Consider the following 24781-nt stretch of genomic DNA (forward strand, 5'->3'; position numbering starts at 1 on the left):
GGGATGACGGCCGGCCGAGAGGTGACCGAAGCATGAGGTTCAAGCCCCAGGAACTGACCCCCTACCTGTCCGCGCGCCACTACTTCGGCTCCGAACAGCGCCGCCACCGGGAGCGCGCGAAGCTGTCGCTCGTGCAGCTCGCCGACGTCCTGAACTCCAGCAAGAGCACGCTGGCCCGGGTCGAGACGGCGGAGTTGATGCCGCCGCCCGACCTGCCGGCGCGACTGGACGCGGCGTTCGGTACGGACCAGCACTTCCACGGGCTGTACGAGCTGGCGAAACGGGAGGCGCATCCGGACCAGTACCGGCGGTACATGGACTTCGAGGCTCAGGCCGAGGTCATCGAGAACTACGAGCCACAGATGCTCCCTGGCCCGATCCAGACGAAGGATTACGCACGCTCTCTGTTCAGGTGTCACGAAGACCTGTCAACGGAAGAGATCGAGGTGCGTGTCGCCGCCCGGATGTCCCGTCAGGAGCGTCAGCGCTCCGACTCACCTCCGTACCGCTGGGCCATCATCGAGGAGGCGGTGCTACGAGGGCAGGTCGGCAGCAGGGAGTGCATGCGTAATCAACTGGCTTCACTGCTCGCTCAAGCGGATACTCCGGACAGTAAGGTTCAGGTGATGCCGTTCGGAGCGGGTCCGCACTCGCTGATGGGCGCCACACTGATTCTGCTGACACTTCCCAACGGCTCCACAGTCGCCTACGAAGAGGGCATCGAGGCCGGTTACCTCTACGAAGACCGGGACGCGGTGAAGAAGTGGCGCAGGCGGTACGAGCTACTGCGCGCCCGAGCCCTCTCACCGGCCGACTCTGCGGAGTTGATCCGACAGACAATGGAGGACTACCAAACATGCGACACGCCCCCGAGCTGAGCGACGCCCGCTGGCGCAAGAGCAGCTACAGCAACACCAATGGAGGCGCGTGCGTCGAGATCACCGAAGGCTTCCCCGGCGTCGTCCCCGTACGCGACAGCAAAACCCCCCACGCCCCCGCCCTCATCGTCCCCACCCCCGCCTGGAACACCTTCGTCGCGACCCTCAAGGCTCGGGCCTAGCGCAGCGCAAACCGCCCGTCCCGGCCGACCGCCGGGACGGCCGTCGCACATGACACCCCCTCCCTCACGCCGACGGCGCGGTCGCCGCCGGCACCGGTAGCGCGGGAAGCAGCGGGCTCCCCGACAGCGAGTCGGGGTCGACGGCGCGTTGGTAGGCGTCCCAGATCAGGGGCGGGAGCACGCTGCCCCGTTCGGAGTCCTGCCCGCCGACCCCGTTCATACCCAGCAGGTGTCCCTTCTCGGGGTCGGTACGGAACATGGTGACGGCGGTGCTCAGGCCCGGGGTGGCGCCGATGTACCAGGCGGACCTCAGACGGTCGTTGCGTCCTGTTTTGGCTCCCAGGACGTTCGGGCCTAGCCGGAAGTCGCTCGTCGAGGGGATCGCGTCGGCCGCCACCCTCGAGAGCGAAGCGCTCACCACGGCGGCCACCTCCGGGTCCATGGCCGCCACGGGGCGGGGGCGGTCGAGGCCGTCGATCGTGGCACCGTCCTGCTCCACCTCGGTCACCGCGTACGGCTCGCTCCGGGTGCCCTTGTTGACGAAGGTCGCGTACGCGCCCGCCATCCGTACGGCGCTGGGGGTCGAGGTGCCGATGGAGAACGTCGGTTCCAGTTCGGCCAGGCTCTCCTCGAGCAACCCGGACCTGACCGCCGTGTCCCGGACCTCGCGGAGTCCGACTTTCTCGCCCGCCCGGACGTAGGGGGCGTTCTCCTCCGCCACCAGGGACCCGGACAGGTCGTCGTCGGCCCGACCGGCCGTGGCCGGGTCGCTCGCGGGGGCGATGTCCGGTTCCGCGGCCACCGCCTCGGGCACTGCGCCGTGCTCGAGCACCGCCGCGTACACGAACGGCTTGAACGCCGAGCCCACCGGGACGCCCGAGGTGTCCGCGTTGTTGGTGAAGTGCTCCACGGCGTCGGAACCGCCGTACGCGGCGACGATCGCGCCGTCCCGGGGGCGTATCGAGGCCGCTCCCACCTGCACCTCCCGGTCGGCCGCGCGCTTCTTCGGGTCGAGCCTCTCCTCGCGCACCCTGTCCACCGCCTTCGCCAGGGCCCGCACCTTGCTCTTCTCGAAGGTGGTGCGGATGCGGTAGCCGCCGAGGGCGAGGTCCTTGCCGCTGAGACCGGTGCGGCGCTTGATGTACTTGTTGGCGATGTCGACCAGGTAGCCGATCTGGCCGGACTGGCTCGTCGGCTTGGCGGGCTTCTTCGGCTCGGGGAAGGTGGTGTACTCCGCGCGCTCCTCGGCGGTCAGCACACCGGTCTCCACCTGCCGGTCGAGCACCCAGGACCAACGGTCCACGGCACGCCGGTGGTTGGCGGTGCTGAGGGAGGGATCGTAGCTGTCCGCGCCCTTGAGGACGGTGGCGAGCAGCGCGGACTGGCTGGGGTTCAGCTCGCTCGCGGGGACGCCGTAGTACGCGTGCGCCGCGGCCTGGATCCCGTACGAGTCGCGGCCGAACCAGCTGGTGTTGAGGTATCCCTCCAGGATCTCCGGCTTGGTCATGCGGTTGCTGACCTTCAGGGCGAGGACGAACTCCTTGATCTTGCGGGTCGCGGTCTGTTTCTGGGTCAGGTACCTGTTCTTCACGTACTGCTGCGTGATGGTGGAGCCGCCCTGGGTCTCGCCGCCGCCGAGGACGGAGAGGGCCGCGCGGGCGATGCCCATGACCGAGACACCGAAATCGTCGTAGAAGTCCTCGTTCTCGGCCGCGATGACGGCGTTCCGGACGGAGGCGGGGATGTGGTCGAGCGTGACGTCCTGCCGGTTCACGTCCCCCACGCTCACCATGCGGCTGCCGTCGGCCCAGTAGTAGACGGTGGCCTGCTGGGAGGCCTCGCGGTTGGCGGTGGGCAGGTCGAGTTGGAGGTAGAGGACGGCGAACAGGCCGCCCAGGACGGCGGCGCCCAGCGCCGACAGGCCCGAGACCAGTCGCCAGGACGGTATCCAGCGGAGCGGGCCGGTCCGTCCGGCCCGGGGGAAGTCGACGCGGCGCCCGGTCTTCCGCCCGCCGGATCGCCTGGCGCCGGAGCAGCGCCCTGCGGTCTTCCGCCGTCCGGTCTCTGCTTGCGGGGGCTCCCCCTGCCCGGTCTTTCTCTCTCCGGCCTTTCCCTCTCCGGCCTTTCCCTGCCCGGCTTCTCCGGCACTCTGCTCCGTCCGGTCCGCGCTCCTCGGGTGGCGGCGCTTACGGGGCGACTTCATCGATTTCATCGACGGGGGGACCTCGCTCCTCGGGGCATGCGGCGCCACTGGTGTGGCGCCGGAATCACGAAGAGAGATCTCGGGAAGGTAACACCGGTTGGTTTCTTCACCAAGCCTCCACACCCCTGCGGGTTTGTGGCGGACGTGCCCCGAGGACGTGCCCCGTCGAGGCGGTTGGCACCGAGGGAACCGGTCAGCCGAGCTTGAGCAGGAGTTCGGCGAGCTCGACCGGCATGGTGATCATGCAGTCGTGACCGGTCGGCAACTCCCACACCTGCGCCGGAGTACCGTCGGGCTGTATCGCGGGGACAGGGCGCCGGGGAATGCCCTCCGGCTTGACCGTGCAGTGGATGTGCGTCCGCGGGATCGACCTCACGGCGGGGTTGTCCAGACGGACCGGCTGCTGGAGGCAGCGCACCGGCTGGTCCGAGAGCATGGTGCGCAGCCAGGCGACGTCCGCCGGGTCGGTGACCCCGAACAGACCGAAGGGCGGCTCCATCTCGGGGAGCGGCGGAACCCGCCAGCCGCTGTCGGACTTCGCGGCGAGGTCGATCAGGGCCCGGGTCGCGGGCTGGACATCGGCCGCGCTCTCGCCGTCCTCCGGGACCATCGCGTCGAGGTAGACCAGACGCGCGATCCGGTCCGGGAGCTGATTGGCCACGGACGAGATGACCAGCCCGGCGTAGCTGTGCCCCACGAGTACCACCTCGGTGAGATCTTCCTCGGCGATCAGCCTGACGACGTCATCGACGTGTGTGTCAAGCCCCGTCTCCGGGCCGAGCAGATGCCGCTTGTCGCCGTAGCCGGTCAGTGACGGCGCCAGCACCCGATGCCCGGCCGATGCCAGCAACGGGGTCACCCGCTCCCAGCACTGCCCGCCGTGCCAGGCACCGTGCACCAGCAGAAATGTCGACATGACTCTCGCTCCGTCCAGGCGTGACCGTCGGGCCCCGATCTGTCGCCCAAATAAACGGGACGCCGTCCCGTTTAAAGATACGGGACATCGTCCCGTTTAGGGAAGTCGGAGTCGTGCCGGTACGTCAGGTGCAGCGTGAGCCAGGCGACCGCCGGATACACCACCGGCATGGTCAGCAGCGGGGTGAGCAGCAGCGCCAGGCCCACGGGTACGAGTTCGGCGACGAGGTCCGCCTCGAACTGGTTGCCGTCGAGCTTGTCCGGGAAGAGCGCGCCGAGCGGGTCGGTCAGGTACTGGAGCAGGACGTACCCCGCCACCGTCACGACGACGACCAGCAACGCCGTCCCCGCCGTCCGGAACCACGCGCCCCGGACCAACGACCAGGAACGGCGCAGCGCGGTGACCGCGGGCAGGTCCTCCAGCGCGGCCACCGTCGCGGCCACGAAGAACCGGACGCCCAGGAACACCGCGACGCCGGTCAGCACCACCGGCAGTACGACGCCCAGGGGGACGGTCAGCAGTTCGGGAGGGAAGGTGAAGTCCCGGATGTCCTCGCCCAGGAACGCGTTGTCGTGGATCCCGAAGGTCAGGATGAAGGCGATCAGGAGCAGGCCGAGGACGAACAGCCCCGCCAGGAACTGTGCGGCGACGGCCCGTCGCAGCCGGGTCCGGGTAGCCCGCCACAGTCCGCCGGGGCCGGTCCGGCGGCCCCCGGCCGCGCGGGCGGCCGTGAGTACGTGCCCGGTGAGCAGCGTGGAGGTCACGAACCCGGCCACCGTCACCAGCAGGGATATGAGCACCAGGCTGAGCACGAGCATTTGCTCGAAGGTCTCGAGCGAGTAGCCCACGGCGGGGTCCTCCATGGCCCGGACCCGGTTCAGGTACCCCTGGGCCTCGACGGTGGTGGGCCACGCGGCGGCGAACCAACCGGCCAGGATCAGCGCGCCGACGACGGCCGTCAGCGCGGTCACCCGCAGGCTCAGGCCGTACAGCTCCCGCCGGTGGCGGGCGAGAACGGTGAAGGGCGGTACCGGTGGCGGGAGTCCCCCGGGACGGGTGGACGGCGTTCCCCCGGAGCCGGTGGGCGACGCTTCCCCGGGACGGGCAGGCGACACCTCCCTTGGCCCGGTGGGCGACGCTTCCCCGGAGCCGGCAGGCGACACCTCCCTTGGCCCGGTGGGCGGTCGCCAGGTCCCCTCCGGATCGGAGCCGGCCGGCCGGGGCCCGGCTCCGGTCTCGTGCCGCCCGGCTCCGCCCGCGCTCCGTTTGCTCTGTTCCCGCTCCGCCACGTCGTTGCTCCGCTCCTCACGCCTTACGGCTTGCCGTCGTTCCGTCTCGTTGTGGCCCGCTGCCCGGCCTTGGACAATCGTCACGCGGCAGGGGCGGAGTATCGTCGTGGCACGGGCCGGCGGGCACGTACGACAGCAAAGACGCAAAGCACCGGGGAAACGGTTACGGTTCGGCCGCGCCGACGTGCCACGCGCCGGGGCACGCCGGCCGGCCCCGGACGGCCCGCCCCGGACCGCGTGCCCCGGCCGCGCACCGTGAGCACGGCGCACGGCCGGCTGCTTCGTCGACAGCGACCGCGTGGTGCGCCTGCCGTACGGTGGCGCCACCCCGGAACAGATCACCCACTGGGCCGAGTTTCCGGTCCTCCCGGGCACGACGGAGCGTCAGATCCTCGGCGACGACGTGTCGTCCGCGCTGCGCACGGCGCTGTCCTAGACGGTCCCGGACGAGCCGTACCGAAGTCCCGCCCGCGGGGAGGTGCCAGGCACGCGCGGTCGCCGGCGCGTCGGCTCACACGGACACCGGCGGCCCGCCGCGACCGACCGCGTCGAGCAGCAGCCTCGCGGCCGCATCCGCCCCGTCGGTGCGGACCGTGCCGGCCACCTCGGCCGCCCGCGCGCGGGTCCCGGGGGCCAGGGCCACTCCGAGCGCGGCGGACAAGGACCCGACGGTCGGGGTCGGACCGTCGTGTGCCGCGCCGATGCCCAGCCCGGCCACCCGGCCGGCCCAGTACGGCTGGTCCACCATCTGGGGCACCACCACCTGGGGCGCGCCGGCCCTGGCCGCGTTCGTCGTCGTACCCGCGCCGCCGTGGTGCACGACGGCGGCCACCCGGCCGAACAACGCCTGATGGTTGACCTCACCGACGGCGAAACAGTCGTCACCCTCGTCGGTCAGGGTCAGGCCCGCCCAGCCACGGGAGACGAGTGCGCGGCGCCCCCGCGCGCGGACCGCCTCGACGGCCACCCGGGCAATGTCCTCCGGGGCGCGCATGCTGCCGAATCCCACGTACACCGGTGGGTCGCCGGCGTCCAGGAACGCCTCCAGTTCGTCCGGCAGCGGGCGGGTGTCCTGGCGGACCCACGCGCCGGTCTGTACGACGTCGAGGCCCGCCGTCTCCTGCCACGGGCCCAGGACCGGGTCCGCCGCCAGCCACGGGTGACCGGTGAAGACATGGCCGCGGACGTCGTCCACCGCGGGCAGACCGATCGACGCGCGGTGGGTGTTGAGCGCCGGGGCGAACAACTCGTTGACACCCAGGGCGTCCTGGTCCCACAGCACCTGGTTGTCGGCTCCCTCCGGGGGCGGCGACCAGCCCGGCCGCAGCGGCGGCGGATGGTGCGGTGACGGCAGGCTGACCGGCTGGTAGCTCGCGTACACGTAGCGGATGCGTCGTTTCTCGGCCACCGACCGCGCGGCGACCTGCATCAGGCCGGCCGCCACCAGCGCGTCGCACCCCTCGGCCGCCGCGGCGACCGTGTCGAACTGCTCGGCGACCATCTCGACACGGCGCCGGGCCAGGTCCGCGGCCGACGGAGGGGTCTCCCCGTGCATGAGCGAGCGCGCCGACTCGCCGACCGGCACCAGCGGCACGCCGACGCCGGCCAGCGACTCCGCGCACTCGTCGTCCGGTGGCGCGCACACCCGCACTTCCGCGCCGAGTCGCCGTAACCGCGCCGCGAGCGCGACCAGCGGTTCGACGTCCCCGCGCGAGCCGTACGTCGACAACAACACCCGCATGCGGATTCCCGTTTCCCTAGTGCCCCTCCCGACAACGTTTGCCCCGTCGCGACGCCCGGTACGCGCGCTCGCCGCGTTGGCCAAAAGCCCAAGTAGCTCCGCTACAAGGGCTTCCGGCCGCCTTGCGATCACACGCACCGGACGCCGCTCCTTGACGGGCAAACCTTGCCAGTCACGGCACCAGATTCCGGCACCGGCCAGTGATTCTGCGGTACGACCCGGGTCCTTCCGCAAGCCCCCGCCGCGCCGGGTCACCTGCGGAAGTGCCTGCCGAAGGGGGCCGGCGGATGCCTCGCCCGGGACCGGAAATCCCTGATACGTCCTGCGGCACGGCACTTCGACGCAAGTGCTCGATTGGTTCGCACGGGGCTCTTCGCACACCCGGCCGGACGCCCATTGACAGGCCCTCGTTCGTCGATCAATCATCGCTGTGGCGTTCTGGTGGCCGGTTCCGGCACCGGTGTTCAGGTGGGGCGTCCGCACCGTGCGGACACCGATGTCTAGGAGGCTGGTGCGCAGCATGCCGACGCGGGGCGCCGAAGTCGAAGCCGTGATCCATGACCTGATGGCAACGTTGTCCACCGCGCTTCCGCGAGCGGTCCCGGCACTCGGTGCCCTTCCGCACATCGCCGACGAACGCGACTGCCCTCGGCGCTCACGCACCTCACCTCCCCCACGGATCGGACGAATCGTGGAGTAGCGAGCCCCGAGTGCCGGCTGAACAGCATCCGTGACGTGCGTCATCAGAACTCTGCAGACGGGATGAACCAGCTTTGTCGGTGCAACACACCCCCCGCGCTCCGCAGCACGCTCCCCAGGCTCTCGCTTCCCATGACGCCGCGGCAGTGCACGGCGGCGGGCCCACGGATTCCGTACGGCCCGTGCCGGCCGCCGGACTCCCCGCCCCTTCCGGACCGGTTCCCGCCTCCTTCGCCCAGCAGCGGCTGTGGTTCCTCTCCCAGCTCCCCGGCGCCAACGAGGCCTACAACGAGCCCATGGCGTTCGCCCTGCGCGGGCCGGTGGACCCGGCTCTCCTCGCCCTCGCCCTCGACGCGCTGGTCGCGCGCCACGAGACACTGCGCACGCGTCTCGTCGCCGTGGACGGGGAAGTTCACCAGCGGATCGACCCGCCGGACTCCGGCTTCGCGCTCACCGTCCACGACCTCACCGGACTGCCCGACGCCGGCGCACGGCTCGACACCATGCGGCAGGAGGAGGCGACCACGCCGTTCGACCTCGCCCGGGGGCCGCTGGCCCGTGGGCGCGTGGTCACCCTCGAACGGGGCCGGCACGGCCACCACGTACTCCTGCTGACCCTGCACCACTCCGTCTTCGACGGCCAGTCGATGAGTGTGATGATGCGGGAACTCGGCTCCCTGTACACGGCGTTGCTCCGCCAGGAGCCCGACCCGCTGCCGCCACTGCCGCTCCAGTACGCCGAGCACGCCCGCAGCCAGCGGGCATGCGTCCTCGATGAGGACTCGCGGCCCGGTGAGGACTCGCGGTACGGCGACCTCGCCGCACAAGCCGCCTACTGGCAGCAGCACCTCCGTGACGCACCACCGTTGTCCGATCTGCCCACCGACCGGTCGCGGCCCGCCGAGCAGGATCACCGGGGCGGCCGCGTGGAGTTCACCCTGGAGGCCGACCTCACCGCCGCGCTGCGCGGCCTGGCGCGCCGCCACAGCGGGACCTTGTTCGTGGCCGTGCTGACCGGGTGGTTCATCGTGATGTCCCGGCTGAGCGGAAGGACCGACCTCGTCGTGGGCACCCCGACGGCCAACCGCCGCCGCGGCGGTGTCGCGGGGCTCATCGGCTTCTTCGTCAACTCGCTGCCCCTGCGGGCCGATCTGTCCGGTGACCCCACGGCCGAAACCGCGCTGAAGCGGGTGCGGGGCGTCCTTCGCGCGGCGCTGGCCCATCAGGAGCTGCCCTTCGAGCGGATCGTGGAACTCGTCAACCCGCCCCGCAGCGTCGCGCACACCCCCCTCTTCCAGACCATGTGCGCCTGGGTGCCCGAGCGCCGGGGCATGCTGAACCTTCCTGACATCGATGTCGAACCGCTCGACATCCCGCACGCGCCCGCGAAGTTCGATCTCGCCCTGTCGTTCACCGAGTCGGAGGGCCGTATCGTCGGCCATCTCGACTACGCCCGGGCCCTGTTCGACCACGAGACCGCGCAGCGGTACGTACGGTTTCTGCGTCATGTGCTGACGGACATGGTGGCCCGGCCGGAAGCGCACATCGGCGAGCTGGAGCTGATGGACGCCGAGGAGCGGCGGCGGCTGCTCGCCGACTGGGACGCCACCGGCGCCGCCGATGTCACCGGTGCCGCCGATGCCTCTGATGCCGCCGATGCCGCCGATGCCGCCGATGACTCTGACGTCACCGATCCCGGCGACACCGCCGACGCGGCCACGGGCGATGTCCTGTCCTCCCCCGCCCACGGACACGGCCTCGTCGAGCGGTTCGAGGCGCAGGTACGCGCCCGGCCCGCGCAGACGGCGCTCGTGTGCGGGGACGAGCGGCTGGACTACGCCACGTTGGGCCGCCGCGCCGACCGGCTCGCCCAGGCCCTGCTCGCCCGAGGGGTCGGCCCCGGTCAGGTGGTCGCTCTGCACACCGGGCGCTCGACGGAACTGGTGGTGGGGGTGCTCGGCGTCCTCAAGGCGGGTGCGGCGTACCTCCCGCTCGACCCCGGGCAGCCGGCAGGCCGGCTCGCGGCCATGATCGAGGAGGCGGCCCCCGCGCTGATCCTCAGCGACCGCGCCCGCGACGCCGATGACACGGCCGGCACCGACCGGCGCCCGGGGGTGTGGCTGGACGTGAAAGCCGTCGAAGCCGAAGCCGGGGCCGGGGCCGGGGCCGAAGGGTGCGGCGCGGTGTCTCCTGGCCCGGCCCCGGACCCGTCCGCGTTGGCCTACGTGATCTACACCTCCGGCTCCACCGGCCGCCCCAAGGGCGTCGCCGTGACCCACGGCAGCGTCCTCAATCTCCTCGACAACTGGCGGGCGCGCATGGGGGACGCGCCGGGCGAGGCCGCCTCCGCGTGGTCGAGCATCGGGTTCGACGGTTCGGTGCACGAGCTGCTGCTGCCGCTGACGACCGGTGGCGAACTGCATGTCGTCCCCGAAGAGCTGCGCGGCGACCCCGAGGCGCTGATGGAGTGGCTGCGCGAACACCGTATCGTGCAGGCCTTCCTGCCCCCGGCGTACATCCGGTGGATCGACGAGGACCCGGAGCGGCGGCTGGCGGGGCTGCGGCTGCGGCAGTTGCTCACCGGTGTGGAGTCCCTGCCCGAGGCGGCCCTGCACCGCCTGCGGCAGCATCTTCCCGGCCTGCGTGTCTGCTTCGGCTACGGGCCGACGGAGGCGACCGTCTACAGCACCGCCTACTACGATCCCCAGCCCCTGGAACGTCCGTGCCCGATCGGACGCCCGCTCGCCGGCACCCGCATGTACCTCCTCGACGAGCGGATGCGGCCGGTGCCGGCCGGAGCCGTCGGCGAGATCTACCTCGGGGGCGCTTCTCTCGCCGCGGGCTACCTGCACCGCCCCGATCTCACGGACGAACGCTTCCTGCCCGATCCCTTCGTCCCGGGCGAGCGTGTCTACCGCACCGGAGACCTGGCGCGACGCCTGCCCGACGGCAACGCCGTCCACCTGGGCCGCGCGGACGACCAGGTGAAGCTACGGGGCTTCAGGATCGAACCGGCCGAGATCGAGGCCGCGTTGCTGGCGGTTCCGGGAGTGCGCGAGGCGGCCGTGCTGGCCGACCGGGACGCCGCGGGCGAGGTCCGCCTGGTGGCCGGTGTCGGCCGGGGGGACACCCCCGCGCGGCAGCCGCACGAGTGGCGTGCCGCCCTCGCCGACCGGCTTCCGGACCACATGATTCCCGCGTCGTTCGTCGACCTTCCCGCCCTGCCGCTCAGCCGCAACGGCAAGCTCGACCGCGAGGCGCTGCTCCGGCTGGCCGGCGAAGCCGCCCCGGGACAGGTCAACCTGGCCAACCCCCGCGACCACATAGAGCTGACTCTCTATCAGATATGGCGGTCCGTACTGGTTCACGCCGACTTCGGCATCCGCGACAGTTTCTTCGACATCGGCGGCACCAGCCTGTCGGCCATCAAGATGGCCCATGCGGTGCGCGAGCGGCTGGGCGCGTCGATCCCGATCCGCGACATCATGCTCCATCCCACCGTCGAGGCCCTCGGCGGACTCGTCAGGCGGGGCGTGTCCGGCCCGCCGCCGAGCAGCCTGGTCGAATTCCGCAAGGGTGACGGCCACGGGCGGGTCGTCTGTGTCCATCCGGCCGGCGGCACCGCGTTCTGCTATCTGGCCCTCGCCAAGGCACTGCCGCAGAGCGTCGGGCTGTACGGCATCCAGTCCCCCGGGGTGAACCCGGGTGAGGACTTCCTGCCCAGCGTCGAGGCCATGGCGGAGGCCTACCTCCGGCTCGTCGGACCGGCCGGCGACGGCCCGCTCGTACTCACCGGCCTCTCGTACGGGGGCCTGGTCGCCCACGAGATGGGCCGACGGCTGGCGCGAGCCGGCCGGCGCGACGTCGGCGTCGTGCTGCTCGACACGCAGGCCACCGACGATCCCGCGGCACGGGCCGCACTCGCCCCGGTGGACATGGCCGAGTTCCGCGACAAGCTGGTGAAGTTCAACGGCATGTACCCGGGCATCGACGACGAGCAGATCGACCAGTACTTCCGCGTCTACAACCACAACCGGATGACCGCGCGCGACCACACGCCGGCTCCGTCGCCGGCCCGGCTGACCTTGGTCCAGGCCGTCGGGGACGGCCCCGACACCCCGTTCCTCGCCGGTGTGCGCGACTTCTGGCGGGGCCGCGCCGAAGGCGGCTTCCGCGTCGAGCCGCTGAACTGCGACCACTGGGAGATGCTGGAGAGCGCCGAGTCCCGGCGCGTGGCCGAAGTGATCGAGAACGAGCTCGACGCACTCACCGCGCCGCGCACGGCGGCCACGGCCTCGGTGGAGGCGGTGTGATGGACCGCTCCGACGAGGCCCGCCCCCAGCCGTCACCACTCGCCGCCGCCGTGCTCGGCCGGGCACGCCGCACCCCGTCCGCCCCCGCCGTCGTGGACGGCGAACGCGTCCTGGACTACGCCGCGCTGGACCGGCTGAGCGGCGCCGTGGCCCGAGGGCTGCGCGCCCACGGTGTCCGCGAGGGACAGGCCGTCGCGGTCTGCCTGCCGCGGTCGTGGCAACTGGTCTGCGTCATGCTGGGCATACGCCGGGCCGGCGCCACGGTGGTGCCGCTGGACGCCCAGAGCCCGAGCGACCGCCGCCGCCACATACTCGACGACTCCGCCGCGGTGGCGCTGGTGCACGAGGGCGGGGACGGCTCCGGCGACGCGCCCCTCCCGCACACCGCCGAAGGCCCGCACGTCACCGAGGACCCGCACGCCGCTGAAGACCCGCACGCCGCGATGTCCGGCATCTCCGCGTCGGTCGTCCCGCTGCGCGCCGCCGACCTGCTCACCACACCCGACGCCGGGCCCACGGACGAACGTGAGGTCCGCGGGGAGGTCGAGGAGGCGGCACCCACCGCCGACAGCGCCGCCTCGTTCCTCTTCTACACCTCCGGCACCACGGGCCGTCCCAAGGGCGTCGAGGTCAGGGACTCCGGCATCCTGCGGCTCGCCCGCCCCGGGTACATCCGCCTGGTTGAGGGCGCTCGCTACGCGGGTATGTCGAACCCCGCCTTCGACGCGGTCAGCTTCGAGGTGTGGGTACCGCTGCTCACCGGCGGCACGTACGTCGTCCTGAGCGAGGAGCAGACCCAGGACCCCGCCCTGCTGGCGGACGCCCTGCGGCGGGCCCGCGTCGACGTCGTCTTCATCACCACAGCGCTGTTCAACGCCACCGTCGACCAGGTCCCGGACTGCTTCTCCACCGTCGGACAGGTCCTCATCGGCGGCGAACAGCTCAACGCCACCCGTATACGCCGCTGGTACGCCGACAACCCGAGCAGCGCAGGCACCGCGGACGGCACACACGACGCAGACGGCGCGACCCGGCTCCACAACGTCTACGGCCCCACCGAGTGCGCCACCTTCGCCCTGTGGCACCCGATCCCGCGGGACTTCGACGGCGACGTCGTCCCCGTCGGTCGTCCCCTCCCCGCCACCGGCGCCCTGCTGGTCGTCGACGGCCGACGCGCCGCCGAACCGGGCGAGGTCGCGGAACTCCACCTGGCCGGCGAGGGCCTGGCGGTCGGCTACCGCAACCTGCCCGAGGAGACCGCCCGCCGCTTCGTCCGCCTGACCTGGCACGACGGCGGCCGTCGGCGCTGGTACCGCACCGGCGACCTGGTGCGGTGCGACGCCACGGGCTCGATCACGTACGTCGGCCGGACGGACCGGCAGGTCAAGGTACGCGGCTTCCGCATCGAACCGGGCGAGGTGGAAGGGCAGCTCACCGCGCATCCCGCGATACGGCAGGCCCGTGTCTGCGTCCGCCGGGACGCCGACGGCGCCCACCAGTTGCTGGCCTATCTGGTGCTGCGCGACGAGCTGACCTTCGAGGAGTACGACCGCCATGTGACGGCGACGCTGCCGCCGTACATGCGCCCGCACCGCTCCCACCTCGTCGACGCGTTGCCGCTCAACGCCAACGGCAAGACCGACGAGTCGGCCCTGCTGGAATCCCCGGTCGAGCCGTGGCGGCGCGCCCGCACCGCGGGCGGGGACGGGGACGTGACCGACGCCCAGCGGCGGTTCCTGGACCTGGCGGAGCGGATCCTCGACGTGTCCGGCCTGCGCCCCGACGACCGGTGGATCCCGAACGGCGGCGACTCGCTCAAGGCCCTGCGGCTGCGCTTCGAGGTGCGCCGCCGCTGGAACGTCGAACTGCCCCAGTCGCTCGTCCTGCGGGCCGATTTCGCCGCGTTGACCGACGCTCTCTCGGCGGGGGCGGACGAGACGGCCCTCCGTCATCCCCCCGTTCCCGCCCCCGCCGGACGGCGCGTCGCACCGGCCACCGCCGAACAGCAGCGCCTGTGGCTGCTCGACCGGCGCGATCCCGGCAACCGGGCCTACGACGTCCCGCTCGCCTTCCGCCTGGAGGGAACGCCCGACATCGCCGCCCTGCGGGAGGCGCTGCGCCGTCTGGTGGCCCGGCACCCGGCCTTGCGCACCTCCTACCACGCCGCCCCCGACGGGCTGAGCCAGCGGATCGGTGAGCCGTACGACCCCTGGCGCGAGGCCGATGTACGCGAGGACGAGGACTGGCGCGGCGCCGCCCGCCGGTTCTTCGCCCCGGCCTTCGACCTCGCCGAGCCGCGGATGCTGCGAGCGGGCCTGCTCCGGCTCACCGACGGCTCCGGTGTTCTGCTGTTGCACCTGCACCACATCGCCGTCGACGGCTGGTCCCTGAACGTCCTGTTCCGCGACCTCACCAACGACCTCACCAACGACTGCGCCCCCGGCCCCGCTCCCGAGCCGATCCCCGGACCGGACGCCGGATCGCTGCCGAGCCCCGTCGAATACGCGCTGTGGCAGAGCGCATGGCACCGGACCCCGGCCTACCGCGCGCAGCGCGCGGCACTTCGGCACCACTACGGGCAGCTGGAGCCGGCGGCGCCACCGCTCGCACCGGCGACCGCCGCCGGCGCGGGCCGGCTGCTGCGCACGTCGCTCGATCTCGTCCAGCGCTCCCGGCTCGACCGTCTGTGCGCCGAGCTCGGCCTGACCCGCTTCCAACTGCTGCTGAGCGTGTACGCGTTCAGCCTGTACGCGGTGACCGGCCGGACCCGCCCACTCGTCGCCGCCCCCGTCGCGGGGCGGCCGGTCGCGGAGTTCGCGTCCACCGTGGGCATGTTCGCCAACACGGTGCTGCTGCCCCTGGCCCTCGCGCCGCGGGAGGGGCTGACCGAGCAACTGCGCCGGCAGGCGACGGCGGTGCGGGAGGTCCTCGACCGGCAGGACGTGGCACTCTCCGACGCGCTGACCGACCACCGGTTCCGCGACGACGGCCCGCCCTTCGACTTCATGTTCGTCCTGGAGAACACGGAATTCGACGCGCTCGCACTGCCCGGCTGCCGCGTGAGCCCTCTCTGGCCCGAGCCCGCCGGGGCCAAGTGCGCTCTCACCCTTTCCGTCATCGAGGGCGAGGCCGGCTTCGACTGCCTGTGGGAGTACGCCGAAGGGCAGTTCGACAGCGAACGCGTCCGGGCGGCGGCCCAGATCTTCCGCCAGGCTGTGGACCTGCTCACCACGAACACCACTGGCACCACCGGCACCACCGGCACCACCGGCACGACAGGAACCACCGGCACGACAGGTACGACGGGCACCACGGCCACGCTCACCGACCTCGTCGCCCCCTACCGCCGGTCCCTCCCCGACCACGGGCGCGGGCCCGCCCTCGACGCCGACGGCCCGGCGCCCGCCTTCGCCACGGTGGCCGAGGGCTTCGCGCGCCAGGTCCGTCGTACCCCGGACGCACCCGCGCTGGCGGCCGGCGACCGCACTCTGTCCTACGCCGAACTCGACGCCCACGCCGCGGCGTTCGCCGCCGAACTGCGCCGCCACCACCCCGCCCCGTCCGATCCCGCGGCACCGGCCCGCATCGCGCTGCACCTGCCGCCGTCGGCGGAACACGTCGTCGCGCTGCTCGCCGCCGCACGCCTCAATCTCACCGTCGTACCCCTCGATCCCGCCTACCCTCCGGCCCTGCTGCGGCAGATCCTGCGCCAGGCCGAACCCCTGGCGATCCTGGTGGCCCCGGGCGGAGAGGCGGACGTGGACGCGATCGCCCCGGCGGGACTGCCACGGCGCGCAGTCACTCTGGCCGACGTCTCCCCGGCCCTTCCGACCCCGACCCCGACCCCGTCGCCGACGCAGGCGCAGGCGCGGGCACAAGCACAGGCACCCGCGCACCAGGGTCTCCGGCCCCTCTACACGCTCTTCACCTCCGGCTCCACCGGCACGCCCAAGGGCGTGGACGTCCCGGACCGTACCCTGTGCGACCTGCTGCACTGGCAGACCCGCGAGGGCGGTCTCGGCGCGCCCGCGGTCACCCAGCAGTTCTCGATGCTGTCGTTCGACGTGTCCTTCCAGGAGATCTTCACCACGCTCTGCGCGGGCGGGCTGCTGCACCGGGTGGATCCCGCGTGGCGCCACGACATGCCCGCCCTGCTGGAGCAGTTGGAGTCCGCGGGCGTCGAGCGTCTCTTCCTGCCGTACGTCGCTCTGCAACTGCTGGCCGAGCACGCCGTCCGCCAGAGACGTTTCCCCTCCCGGCTGCGTGAGGTGATCACCGCGGGCGAGCAGCTGGTGTGCACCGACGCCATCCGCCGCTGGTTCGCCGGCATGCCCGGTGCCCGCCTGTTCAACCACTACGGTCCGACCGAGACGCATGTCGTCAGCGGCCTGTGCCTGGAGGGCGACCCCGCCCGGTGGCCGCTGCGGCCGGCCATCGGGCGCCCGGTCGCGGGGGCCCACCTGCGCGTGGTCGACGACACCGGCGAGCCCGTCCCGCCGGGCGCGACCGGCCACCTCCTGATCGGGGGAGCGATGGCCGCGCCCTGCTACCTCGGCGACCCGGAGCTCAACAGGACACGCTTCGTCGAGGTGCCCGGCGTCGGCGTCTGCTACCGGACCGGCGACCTGGCGCACGTCGACGGCGAGGGCCTGTTCCACTACGACGGCCGCGACGACGACCAGATCAAACTCAGCGGACACCGACTGGAGTTGGGGCAGGTCGAGGCGGCGCTGCTGGCGCACCCGGACATCGTGGGAGCCGTCGTGGCCCAGGCCGACGAGGGGCTCGTGGCCGTACTGCGGTGCCGGGGCGACGGCCCCGGCACCGACGAACTGACCGGCCATCTCGCCGGGCTGCTGCCCGCCCACGTACGGATCCGCGCGTTCCGCAGGGTGCCGGCGCTGCCGCGCACGCCCAGCGGCAAACTCGACCGCCGCGCGGCGCTCACCGTGCCCGGCCACGAACTGCGGACGGCGGCCGCTCCCCCGGCGCGGCTCTCGGCGGCCGAAGCCCGGCTGTGCGCCCTGTTCCACGAGGTGACCGGCAGACCCGTCGGCCCCGACGAGAGATTCTTCGACGCCGGCGCCACGAGTCTGGACCTGATGCGCTTCCACCTGCGCTGCGGCGCGGACCTCGGCCTCACGTTCACGGTGGCCGACCTCTTCGAGCACGTCACCGTCCGCCGCCTCAACCGCTTCCTCCAGGCGGCCCCCCAGCCATCCGGCGAGACCGCGGACCACCACCGGCCCGAGACGGCGGCGGACGAGCCCGTGGCCGTCATCGGCATGTCCGTCCGACTGCCGGGCGCTCCTGACCTGGCGGCCTTCTGGCAGATGGTCACCACGGGCGGAAGCGGCATCGAGTACTTCCCCGCGGCCGACGGACTCGTCGGGGCACGCAGCCAGCTGGACGGGCTGCTGTCGTTCGACCCGGAGAAGTTCGGTATCAGCCGCCAGGACGCGCGGCTGATGGACCCCCAGCAGCGACACATGCTCATGAGCTGTGTCGAGGCCCTCGCCCACGCGGGCATCGCCGCGCCCGGCCGGCGGCGCGTCGGCCTCGTGGCGGCCTGCGGGGAGAACACCTACTTCCAGGCGATGCTGCGCGAGGCCGATCCGGCCGCCCTGCCCGACGGCTTCCGGCTGGCCCTGCACCACGACAAGGACTACCTCGCCACCAAGGCGGCCTACCACCTGGGCCTGACCGGGCCCGCGTTCACCGTGCAGGCGGCCTGCGCCAGTTCGCTGGTGGGCGTCCACGTCGCGGCGGGGCTGCTGCGGCAGGGGGACGCCGACGTCATGCTCGCGGGCGGGGTACTCGTCGACACCCGGCTGACGGACGGCTACCGCTACCGGCCCCAGCACATCTTCTCCCCGGACGGCCACTGCCGGCCCTTCAGCGACGACGCCGCCGGTACGGTCGGCGCGAGCGGAGTCGCCGTCGTCGTCCTCAAGCCCCTGCGCGACGCCCTGCGCGACGGCGACACCGTCTACGCGGCCATCACCGGCTCCGCCCTGAACAACGACGGCTCCGAGAAGCTCGGTTACAGCGCCCCGTCGCTCGCCGGCCAGCGCGAGGTGATCCGCACCGCCCTGCGGCGCAGCGGCCGGCGCGGCTCCGACATCGGATACGTCGAGGCCCACGGCACCGCCACCCGCCTGGGTGACCCGGTCGAGATCAGCGCGCTGCGGCAGGCCTTCGACCTCCCCGAGTCCTCGGTCTGCGCCGTGTCCTCGGTCAAGAGCCAGATCGGGCACACGGGCGCCGCCGCGGGCGTGGTGGGACTGGTGCGTGCCGCGCTCGCCGTCCACCACGGCGTCGTCCCGCCCACGATCGACTTCCGCCGGATGAATCCCGAGATCGGCGGCGATCCGGCCCCCTTCCATGTCCCGGCCGCCGCGGGGCCCTGGCCGGCCGGGCGCCCCCGCGTCGCCGCGGTGAGCAGCTTCGGTATCGGGGGCACCAACGCCCACCTGGTCCTGGAGCACCCGGGCGAAGTGACCGCCGGGGCGGCCGCCGGGCCGGCCACGGCTACGGTTCCGGCGGCGGTGACGGTGCCCCCGCCCGTTCCGTGCCTCGTCCTGTCCGCCGACAGCGACCGTGCCCTGCGCGCGGACGCCCGGCGCGTCGCCGACTATCTGACCGCCCGGCCGGAGACCTACGAACAGGTGCTGCGCCATCTTCAGGCCGGCCGGCCGGCCCTGGCGCACCGTGCGGCGGCGGTCTGCCCGGACGCCGCGACCGCCGCGGCCTGGCTGCGCACGGCGACCGGGACCCCGACCGGGACGACGACCGGCGCCGCGTACGGCCGCGCCGCCGCGGCGCCGCCGCCCCCGATGCCGGCCGGCGCCCCGGCCGGGGAACTGGCCGAGGCATGGGCGGCGGGAGCGGCCGTCGACTGGCCCGCGGGTCCCGCGCCCGCCCCCTGGGACTTCCCGCCGCCCTCCTTCGACCTGACCGACCACGACTTCCCCAGGGCCACGGCCCCCCGGCCCGCGCCCCACGAGCCCGGGCCCGCGCCCGACGACCGCCGGCCCGGCGCCCACGCGCCGGACGTGGTCGCACACGCACCGGTCCCGGCCAGGGCGCCGGAGGACCAGTGGCTGTACCAGACCGAGTGGGTACGGATACGGCGCGCCACCCCCGTGACCGCCACCTCTGCGGTCGCCACCCCCGTCACCGCCACCTCTGCGGGCGCCGGCTCACGGTCCGTGCGCCACGTGGTCGTCGTCGCCGACGCCGGCTCCCCACCGGAGCACTGGAAGGGCCTCGACGACAACCACACCCGGCTCGTGCACGTCACGGCGGGGCAGGCGTACGCCCGTCTCGCGCCCAACCGCTACGAGGTGGACCCGGCCGACCCCGACTCCCTCATCCGGCTGGTGGAGGCGGTGACCCGGGAGGCCGCGGCCACGGGCGGCGCCGTGGAGTGGCTGCACGCCCTGCCGCTCGGCGTCGGCGGAACGGTCGGCGAGCAGTCGCTGGAGCGCGCCCGGCACGCCTGCCTCGACACCCCGGCCGCCCTGTGCCGGGCCCTGGCCCGGACGGAGCGGGCCCGTCGCCCTCGCGTCTGGTGGCTCTCCCACGGAGCCCAGCCGGTCGGCGATCACGTCCGGCGTCCCGAACTGGGGCTGCTGGCCGGCGCGCTGGAGACACCCCGCCAGGAACTGGAGCTGGACACCCGGTGGCTGGACCTGCCCGGCGCCCTCCCGTCCGACTGGGCGGACCTGCTGCCCCTCGTACTCACCGAGACGGTCCCGGAGACGGACGCCCTGGCCGGGACGGCACCCAGGCGGCTCGCACTGCGCCGGGGCTACTGGTGGCGTGCCGTCCAGCAGCCGGTCGGCCCGCCCGCCCGGCGGACCCCGGCCGTGCTCATGGAAGGGTCCGGCACCCATCTCGTCCTCGGCGGCACCGGAGGCATCGGCAGCGCCGTCGCCGCCCAGTTGCTCCAGCGGTCCGACGCCCACGTCGTCCTGCTCGCGCGCCGGCCGGTCCTGCCGCCCGCCCTCGCCCGGTGGGCCGGTCGGGTCACGCTCGTCGAGGCGGATCTGGCCCTGGAGCCGCTGGACACCGTACTGGAGCGGCTCGCACCGTACGCCCGCCGGCTGGACGGCATCGTGCACGCGGTCGGCACCGCGGCGGGCGGTCTCCTCGTGCGCCGCGACGGCGACGCCATGCGGCACGCGACCGGGGCCAAGCTGCGGGGCGCGCTCCTGATGGAACGCCTGATCGCCGCCCACCGTCCCGGCTACGCCGTCTACTGCTCGTCCATGGCCGCCACGCTCGGCGGGGTCGGCCAGTTCGACTACGCCGCGGCGAACGGGGCGCTGGACGCCTTCGCCCACCTCGCCCCCGACGACCCGGGCGGCACCGTGCGGATCGGCATCGGCTGGGACGTGTGGCGGGACGCCGGCATGGCGCGCTCCGCCCTCGCCACCGACGCTCGCCACCAGGCGCACCTGGCGGCGGGCCTGTCGTCCGACGAGGCCCTGCGGGTCTTCTCCGACGCCCTCCGGCTGCAACTGCCCCACCTGCTGGTCTCCACCACGCCGCTGGAGGAGTCCCGGTACTTCTACGAAGCCACGAGCACGGCCATGAACACGGCCACGGCCACTGCCACGGGCACGGGCACGGGCACGGCTACGAGCGCACCGGCTGCCCCGCACGAGGCGTCGGCCTCGCCTCCCGGACCGGACGACCCGTCCGCGGCCGTCGAGCTCACCGGCGTCCTGTGCCACCTGCTCGGGGTCGACACCCTGGACCCGGACGCCCGCCTCTACGACCTCGGGGCCGACTCCCTGACCCTCCTCGACCTGCTGTCGGAGGTGAAACGGCGGTACGGAGTCGACATCGAACTGTCCCGGCTCAGCCACCAGGTGACCCTGAACGAGGTGCTGGCCCGTCTCGACGGCCGGACGGACGCCGGAAACCGGAAGGTGAGCGCGGCGAACACGGCAGACGTGGCAGAAGCCGAGGCGCCGGTCCCGGCCCAGGTATCGGCCCCGGCACCCGCGCCGGCGCCGGCACCGGCTTCGGACCCGGTGACCGTCGAGGTGTGGCAGCACGGCGACGGGCCCCACGTGCTGTGTCTCGTCCACCCCATCGGCGGCGACATCCAGGCGTACCGCCCCCTGGTCTCGGCCCTCTCCTCCCGGCTGACGGTCTGTCTGATCCCCGATCCCGCGTTGCGCGACCCCGAACTGCCGCCCTGGCCGGTCACCCGGAGAGCGGCCCTCTACGACGCCGCGCTGCGCGACCGGTTCTCCGAGCCCGGCACACGCTTCCTGCTCGGCGGCTGGTCGTTCGGCGCCTGGGTCGCCCTGTCGATGGCCCGCGAGGCGGAGACAGCCGGCCGCCCGGTCGAACAGCTCTACCTCCTGGACCCGCCGCCGCCGGACGCCGGCCCTCTCCTGGGCGGCTACGGCGAGCAGGACATCCGGACGGTCTTCGAGCACGAACTGCGCGGCAACGGCGGGCGGTCCCCGCTCTCCGGACCAGGACAGGCCTACGCCGAGCGGCTCGCCCACTGCTGCCGTGCCAACCTCGCGGGCCTGGCCGCCCACCGGCCGCCCGAGCTGACGCGTACTCCCAGCACCCTGTGGCTGGCGACCAGGGCGGTCACCGGTCTGCCGTCGGCGGGGCGGGCCGGGGCGGGCGACTGGGCGCGCGTCCTGCCGGGTGACTCACGCACGCACCACGTGGACGCCACCCACTACGAGCTCGTCGCCGCGCCCCACGCCGGCCACATCGCCCGGTCGATCAACAGCGATACCGGCTGATCCCCGGAGAGCGTGTCCGGAAAGAGACCTCTGTCCCCCTGCCCCCCTCCCGGGAGAACCCGCATGGAACAGTTCGCACTGGACGCCGTCGAAAGCGTCACCACCCGCCCGCGAGAGACGTACGACAGCTTCGTCGTCGACCCGCTGACCCCGCTGCTCGGCGCCGAGGTGACGGGGCTCGACCTCTCCAGGGAGCTGACACCGGAACAGGAGAAGGAGGTCAAACAGGCCTTCCTCACCCACCACGTGCTCGCCTTCCGCGACCAGCACCTCACCCCGGAGGACCACAAGCGGTTCGCCGCCCTCTTCGGCCCGCTGCACCCCGTGGCCCTCCCGGCGGAGGGCTCGGACCCGTACATCCTGGAGATCAGCGCGAACAAGGACTCCCGGATGATCGCCGGCAACGGCTGGCACGCCGACGGCACCGCGGACGCCGAGCCGTCGCTCGGTTCGATGCTCCACATCACCCGCGTCCCGGAGGTCGGCAGCGGCGGCGACACCCTGTTCGCCAACATGCATCTGGCCTACGAGATGCTGTCGCCCGCGATGAAGACGTTCCTGGACGGGCTGACCGCCGTGCACGACGGTGCGCTTCCCTGGCTGGCACAGGGCCAGACCCCGCCGCCCGAGTACGACGTGCCGCGCAACGAACACCCGGTCGTGGCCCGCCACCCCGACACCGGCCGCAAGATCCTCTTCGTCAACGCCCCCTACACCTCGCACATCACCCAGCTCTCCCGCTCCGAGAGCACGGCCGTCCTCGAGATGCTCTACACCCACATCGCCCGGACACCCCTGCTGCACTGCCGGGTCCGCTGGCAGCCGAACACGCTGGTGTTCTGGGACAACCGCTGTGTCCAGCACCACGCTGTCTGGGACTACTTCCCGCACTCGCGCTACGGCCGGCGCGTCGCCATCGACGGTACGCGCCCCCGGGCGTGACGGGCCCCGGGCCCGACCGCGACAGACCCCGGCCGTGCCAGACCCGGCCGTGAGACCCCGGCCGTGACGGGCCCCGGCCACGCGCGTGCGGCAGCGGCGACAGCGGCGGCGACAGCACTACGGTTCCTCCCGGTGCCGGTCGTCGCCCTGTCCCGCGTCCGCCCGGACCGCGACCGCGGCCTTCGACCCGCGCCACGGGCCGAGACCCGAGACGACGAAGAACAGCCCGGTCACGCCGTATCCGGCGAAGGCCGCGCCGAGTTGGTAGTCACGTATCCGCTCGTCCGCCTGCGCGGTCGCCTGCTCCTCGTAGTCGCGCCTGCCCGTCGAGCGTGCCGTCGGGTAGTCGTACAGGTGGCAGACCGAGCGGTCGCCCGGCCGCATGAGGACGCCGTGCTCCTCACCGTCCTCGCCGAGGAGCAGGCCGGGACATTCCACGGTGTCCGGCACCGACGCCCCCTTGGCGAAGTAGACCAGGCCGGCGAACAGCGGCAGCAGGAACAACGTCAGGAACACGTTTCGAAAGCGCACCGGCCGAGCGTACGCGGACCCTCCGGCCCCGAAACCTTTCGACGTTGCTAGCGAATATTGCGAGAGGTATTGACGCCGCTCCGCGGCCTCCTATCATCCAGCTTGCTCGATGAGTCGACCCTTGTTCGATATCACGAACATGCCGGTCCCGCTCCGCTCCATGACAGGACACCTCCCACTCAAGAATCAGAGGTCCTCATGCGCAGAGGAAGTTTCAGCCGCAAACACCTGTCCGTGGTGCTCTCCGCCACGGTCGCGGCCCTGGTCTCATTAGCGGCGACGCTCGTCGTCAACCCGGCCCAGGCGGCCACCAGCGCGTGTTCCCTTCCGTCGACGTACCGGTGGACATCGACGGGCGTGCTGGCGCAGCCGGCGAACGGGTGGGTCTCACTGAAGGACTTCACCAGCGTGAACTACAACGGCAAGCGCCTGGTCTACGCGTCGAACGTGTCGGGATCGTCCTACGGCTCGATGAGGTTCAGCCCCTTCACGAACTGGTCGGACATGGCGTCGGCCGGCCAGGCCGGGATGAGCCAGGCCGCCGTGGCACCCACGCTGTTCTACTTCGCGCCCAAGAACGTCTGGGTGCTGGCGTACCAGTGGGGGGCGTGGCCCTTCATCTACCGCACGTCGAGCGACCCCACCAACCCCAACGGCTGGTCCTCGCCGCAGCCGCTGTTCACCGGCAGCCTCCCCGACTCCGGAACCGGCCCGATCGACCAGACCCTGATCGCCGACGGCCAGAACATGTACCTGTTCTTCGCCGGTGACAACGGCAAGATCTACCGAGCGAGCATGCCGATCGGCAACTTCCCGGGCAACTTCGGCTCGTCGTACACGACGATCATGAGCGACTCGAGGAACAACCTGTTCGAAGGGGTGCAGGTCTACAAGCTTCAGGACCAGAACCAGTACCTCATGATCGTTGAGGCGATGGGTGCGAACGGGCGCTACTTCCGCTCGTTCACGGCCTCCAGCCTGAGCGGTTCGTGGACCCCGCAGGCCGTCAGCGAGAGCAGGCCCTTCGCGGGCAAGGCCAACAGCGGTGCCACCTGGACCAATGACATCAGCCACGGTGACCTGGTCCGCAACAACCCGGACCAGACCATGACCGTCGACCCCTGCAACCTGCAGTTCCTCTACCAGGGCAAGTCGCCCTCCGCGAACGGCCCCTACGACCAGCTGCCCTGGCGGCCGGGCGTCCTCACGCTCCAGCGCTGAACGCGAGGAACCCCGGCCGTGCGCGGGCCGGGGTTCCTCTTTCTCAGCTCCTGGGAGTCAGCTTCTCAACTCCTGGGAGTCAGC

General features: G+C 72.5%; 10 protein-coding genes and 2 pseudogenes. 7 read left to right on the top strand and 5 right to left on the bottom strand.

What is annotated here, in order from left to right; translation table 11 throughout:
• Positions 1-32 precede the first annotated feature (32 nt).
• Both IG02_RS0113465 and IG02_RS0113470 read left to right on the top strand, forming a co-directional pair.
• Positions 33-878, top strand: a complete 846-nt coding sequence (locus IG02_RS0113465; protein ID WP_030746017.1) for a helix-turn-helix domain-containing protein — start codon at positions 33-35, stop codon at positions 876-878.
• Entirely contained in the window at positions 857-1060 is a 204-nt protein-coding gene (locus tag IG02_RS0113470; RefSeq protein ID WP_030746020.1) for a DUF397 domain-containing protein, read from the top strand. Before IG02_RS0113465 ends, IG02_RS0113470 begins: the two co-directional genes overlap by 22 nt.
• Positions 1061-1124: 64 nt before the next feature.
• Here the strand turns inward: IG02_RS0113470 and IG02_RS0113475 are convergent, their stop codons facing one another.
• The 3 genes from IG02_RS0113475 to IG02_RS0113485 all read right to left on the bottom strand — a co-directional run bounded on the left by IG02_RS0113475 (position 1125) and on the right by IG02_RS0113485 (position 5294).
• A complete protein-coding gene (locus IG02_RS0113475) occupies positions 1125-3263 on the bottom strand; it encodes a transglycosylase domain-containing protein (RefSeq protein WP_078854440.1) in 2139 nt (712 codons plus the stop codon).
• A 193-nt stretch (positions 3264-3456) separates the two neighbouring features.
• Positions 3457-4179 carry an alpha/beta fold hydrolase gene (locus IG02_RS0113480; RefSeq protein WP_030746025.1) on the bottom strand — a complete coding sequence of 241 codons (723 nt, stop codon included), beginning with the start codon at positions 4177-4179 and terminating at the stop codon, positions 3457-3459.
• A 71-nt stretch (positions 4180-4250) separates the two neighbouring features.
• A complete protein-coding gene (locus IG02_RS0113485) occupies positions 4251-5294 on the bottom strand; it encodes a hypothetical protein (protein WP_158712283.1) in 1044 nt (347 codons plus the stop codon).
• 454 nt (positions 5295-5748) lie between these two features.
• Here IG02_RS0113485 and IG02_RS42145 point away from each other — a divergent pair.
• Positions 5749-5904, top strand: a pseudogene (locus tag IG02_RS42145) (AQJ64_40280 family protein); the annotation flags it as partial.
• A gap of 75 nt (positions 5905-5979) precedes the next feature.
• Here the strand turns inward: IG02_RS42145 and IG02_RS0113495 are convergent.
• Positions 5980-7209 (bottom strand): glycosyltransferase, encoded by a 1230-nt coding sequence (locus IG02_RS0113495; protein ID WP_030746036.1) that lies wholly within the window; start codon positions 7207-7209, stop codon positions 5980-5982.
• 881 nt (positions 7210-8090) lie between these two features.
• Between IG02_RS0113495 and IG02_RS0113500 the strand changes: the two genes are divergently transcribed.
• The 3 genes from IG02_RS0113500 (at position 8091) to IG02_RS0113510 (ending at position 22945) form a co-directional block, all read left to right on the top strand.
• Positions 8091-12221: a non-ribosomal peptide synthetase gene (locus tag IG02_RS0113500; RefSeq protein ID WP_051765031.1), complete on the top strand. Its 4131-nt coding sequence runs from the start codon at positions 8091-8093 to the stop codon at positions 12219-12221.
• Positions 12221-22003 carry an SDR family NAD(P)-dependent oxidoreductase gene (locus IG02_RS0113505; RefSeq protein WP_030746039.1) on the top strand — a complete coding sequence of 3261 codons (9783 nt, stop codon included), beginning with the start codon at positions 12221-12223 and terminating at the stop codon, positions 22001-22003. Before IG02_RS0113500 ends, IG02_RS0113505 begins: the two co-directional genes overlap by 1 nt.
• A 63-nt stretch (positions 22004-22066) precedes the next feature.
• On the top strand, positions 22067-22945 hold the full coding sequence (locus IG02_RS0113510; protein WP_030746041.1) for a TauD/TfdA dioxygenase family protein: 879 nt from the start codon (positions 22067-22069) through the stop codon (positions 22943-22945).
• Between the two features lie 117 nt (positions 22946-23062).
• On the opposite strand, the gene IG02_RS36295 is transcribed toward IG02_RS0113510, so the two are convergent.
• Complete coding sequence (locus IG02_RS36295) at positions 23063-23476, bottom strand: hypothetical protein (RefSeq protein WP_158712284.1); 414 nt, start codon at positions 23474-23476, stop codon at positions 23063-23065.
• Positions 23477-23794: 318 nt separating this feature from the next.
• Between IG02_RS36295 and IG02_RS0113520 the strand changes: the two are divergent.
• Positions 23795-24697: pseudogene (locus IG02_RS0113520) on the top strand (non-reducing end alpha-L-arabinofuranosidase family hydrolase); the annotation flags it as partial.
• Positions 24698-24781: the final 84 nt, after the last annotated feature.

It is taken from the genome of Streptomyces sp. NRRL F-5135 (assembly GCF_000719775.1).
Taxonomy (GTDB): domain Bacteria; phylum Actinomycetota; class Actinomycetes; order Streptomycetales; family Streptomycetaceae; genus Streptomyces; species Streptomyces hebeiensis.

Excerpts from the sequence above, each read along its gene's own strand:
- IG02_RS0113495 (WP_030746036.1), bottom strand. The coding sequence starts at position 7,209 with ATGCGGGTGTTGTTGTCGACGTACGGCTCGCGCGGGGACGTCGAACCG.
- IG02_RS0113465 (WP_030746017.1), top strand. The coding sequence starts at position 33 with ATGAGGTTCAAGCCCCAGGAACTGACCCCCTACCTGTCCGCGCGCCAC.
- IG02_RS0113510 (WP_030746041.1), top strand. The coding sequence starts at position 22,067 with ATGGAACAGTTCGCACTGGACGCCGTCGAAAGCGTCACCACCCGCCCG.
- IG02_RS0113480 (WP_030746025.1), bottom strand. The coding sequence starts at position 4,179 with ATGTCGACATTTCTGCTGGTGCACGGTGCCTGGCACGGCGGGCAGTGC.
- IG02_RS0113505 (WP_030746039.1), top strand. The coding sequence starts at position 12,221 with ATGGACCGCTCCGACGAGGCCCGCCCCCAGCCGTCACCACTCGCCGCC.
- IG02_RS0113475 (WP_078854440.1), bottom strand. The coding sequence starts at position 3,263 with ATGAAGTCGCCCCGTAAGCGCCGCCACCCGAGGAGCGCGGACCGGACG.
- IG02_RS0113470 (WP_030746020.1), top strand. The coding sequence starts at position 857 with ATGCGACACGCCCCCGAGCTGAGCGACGCCCGCTGGCGCAAGAGCAGC.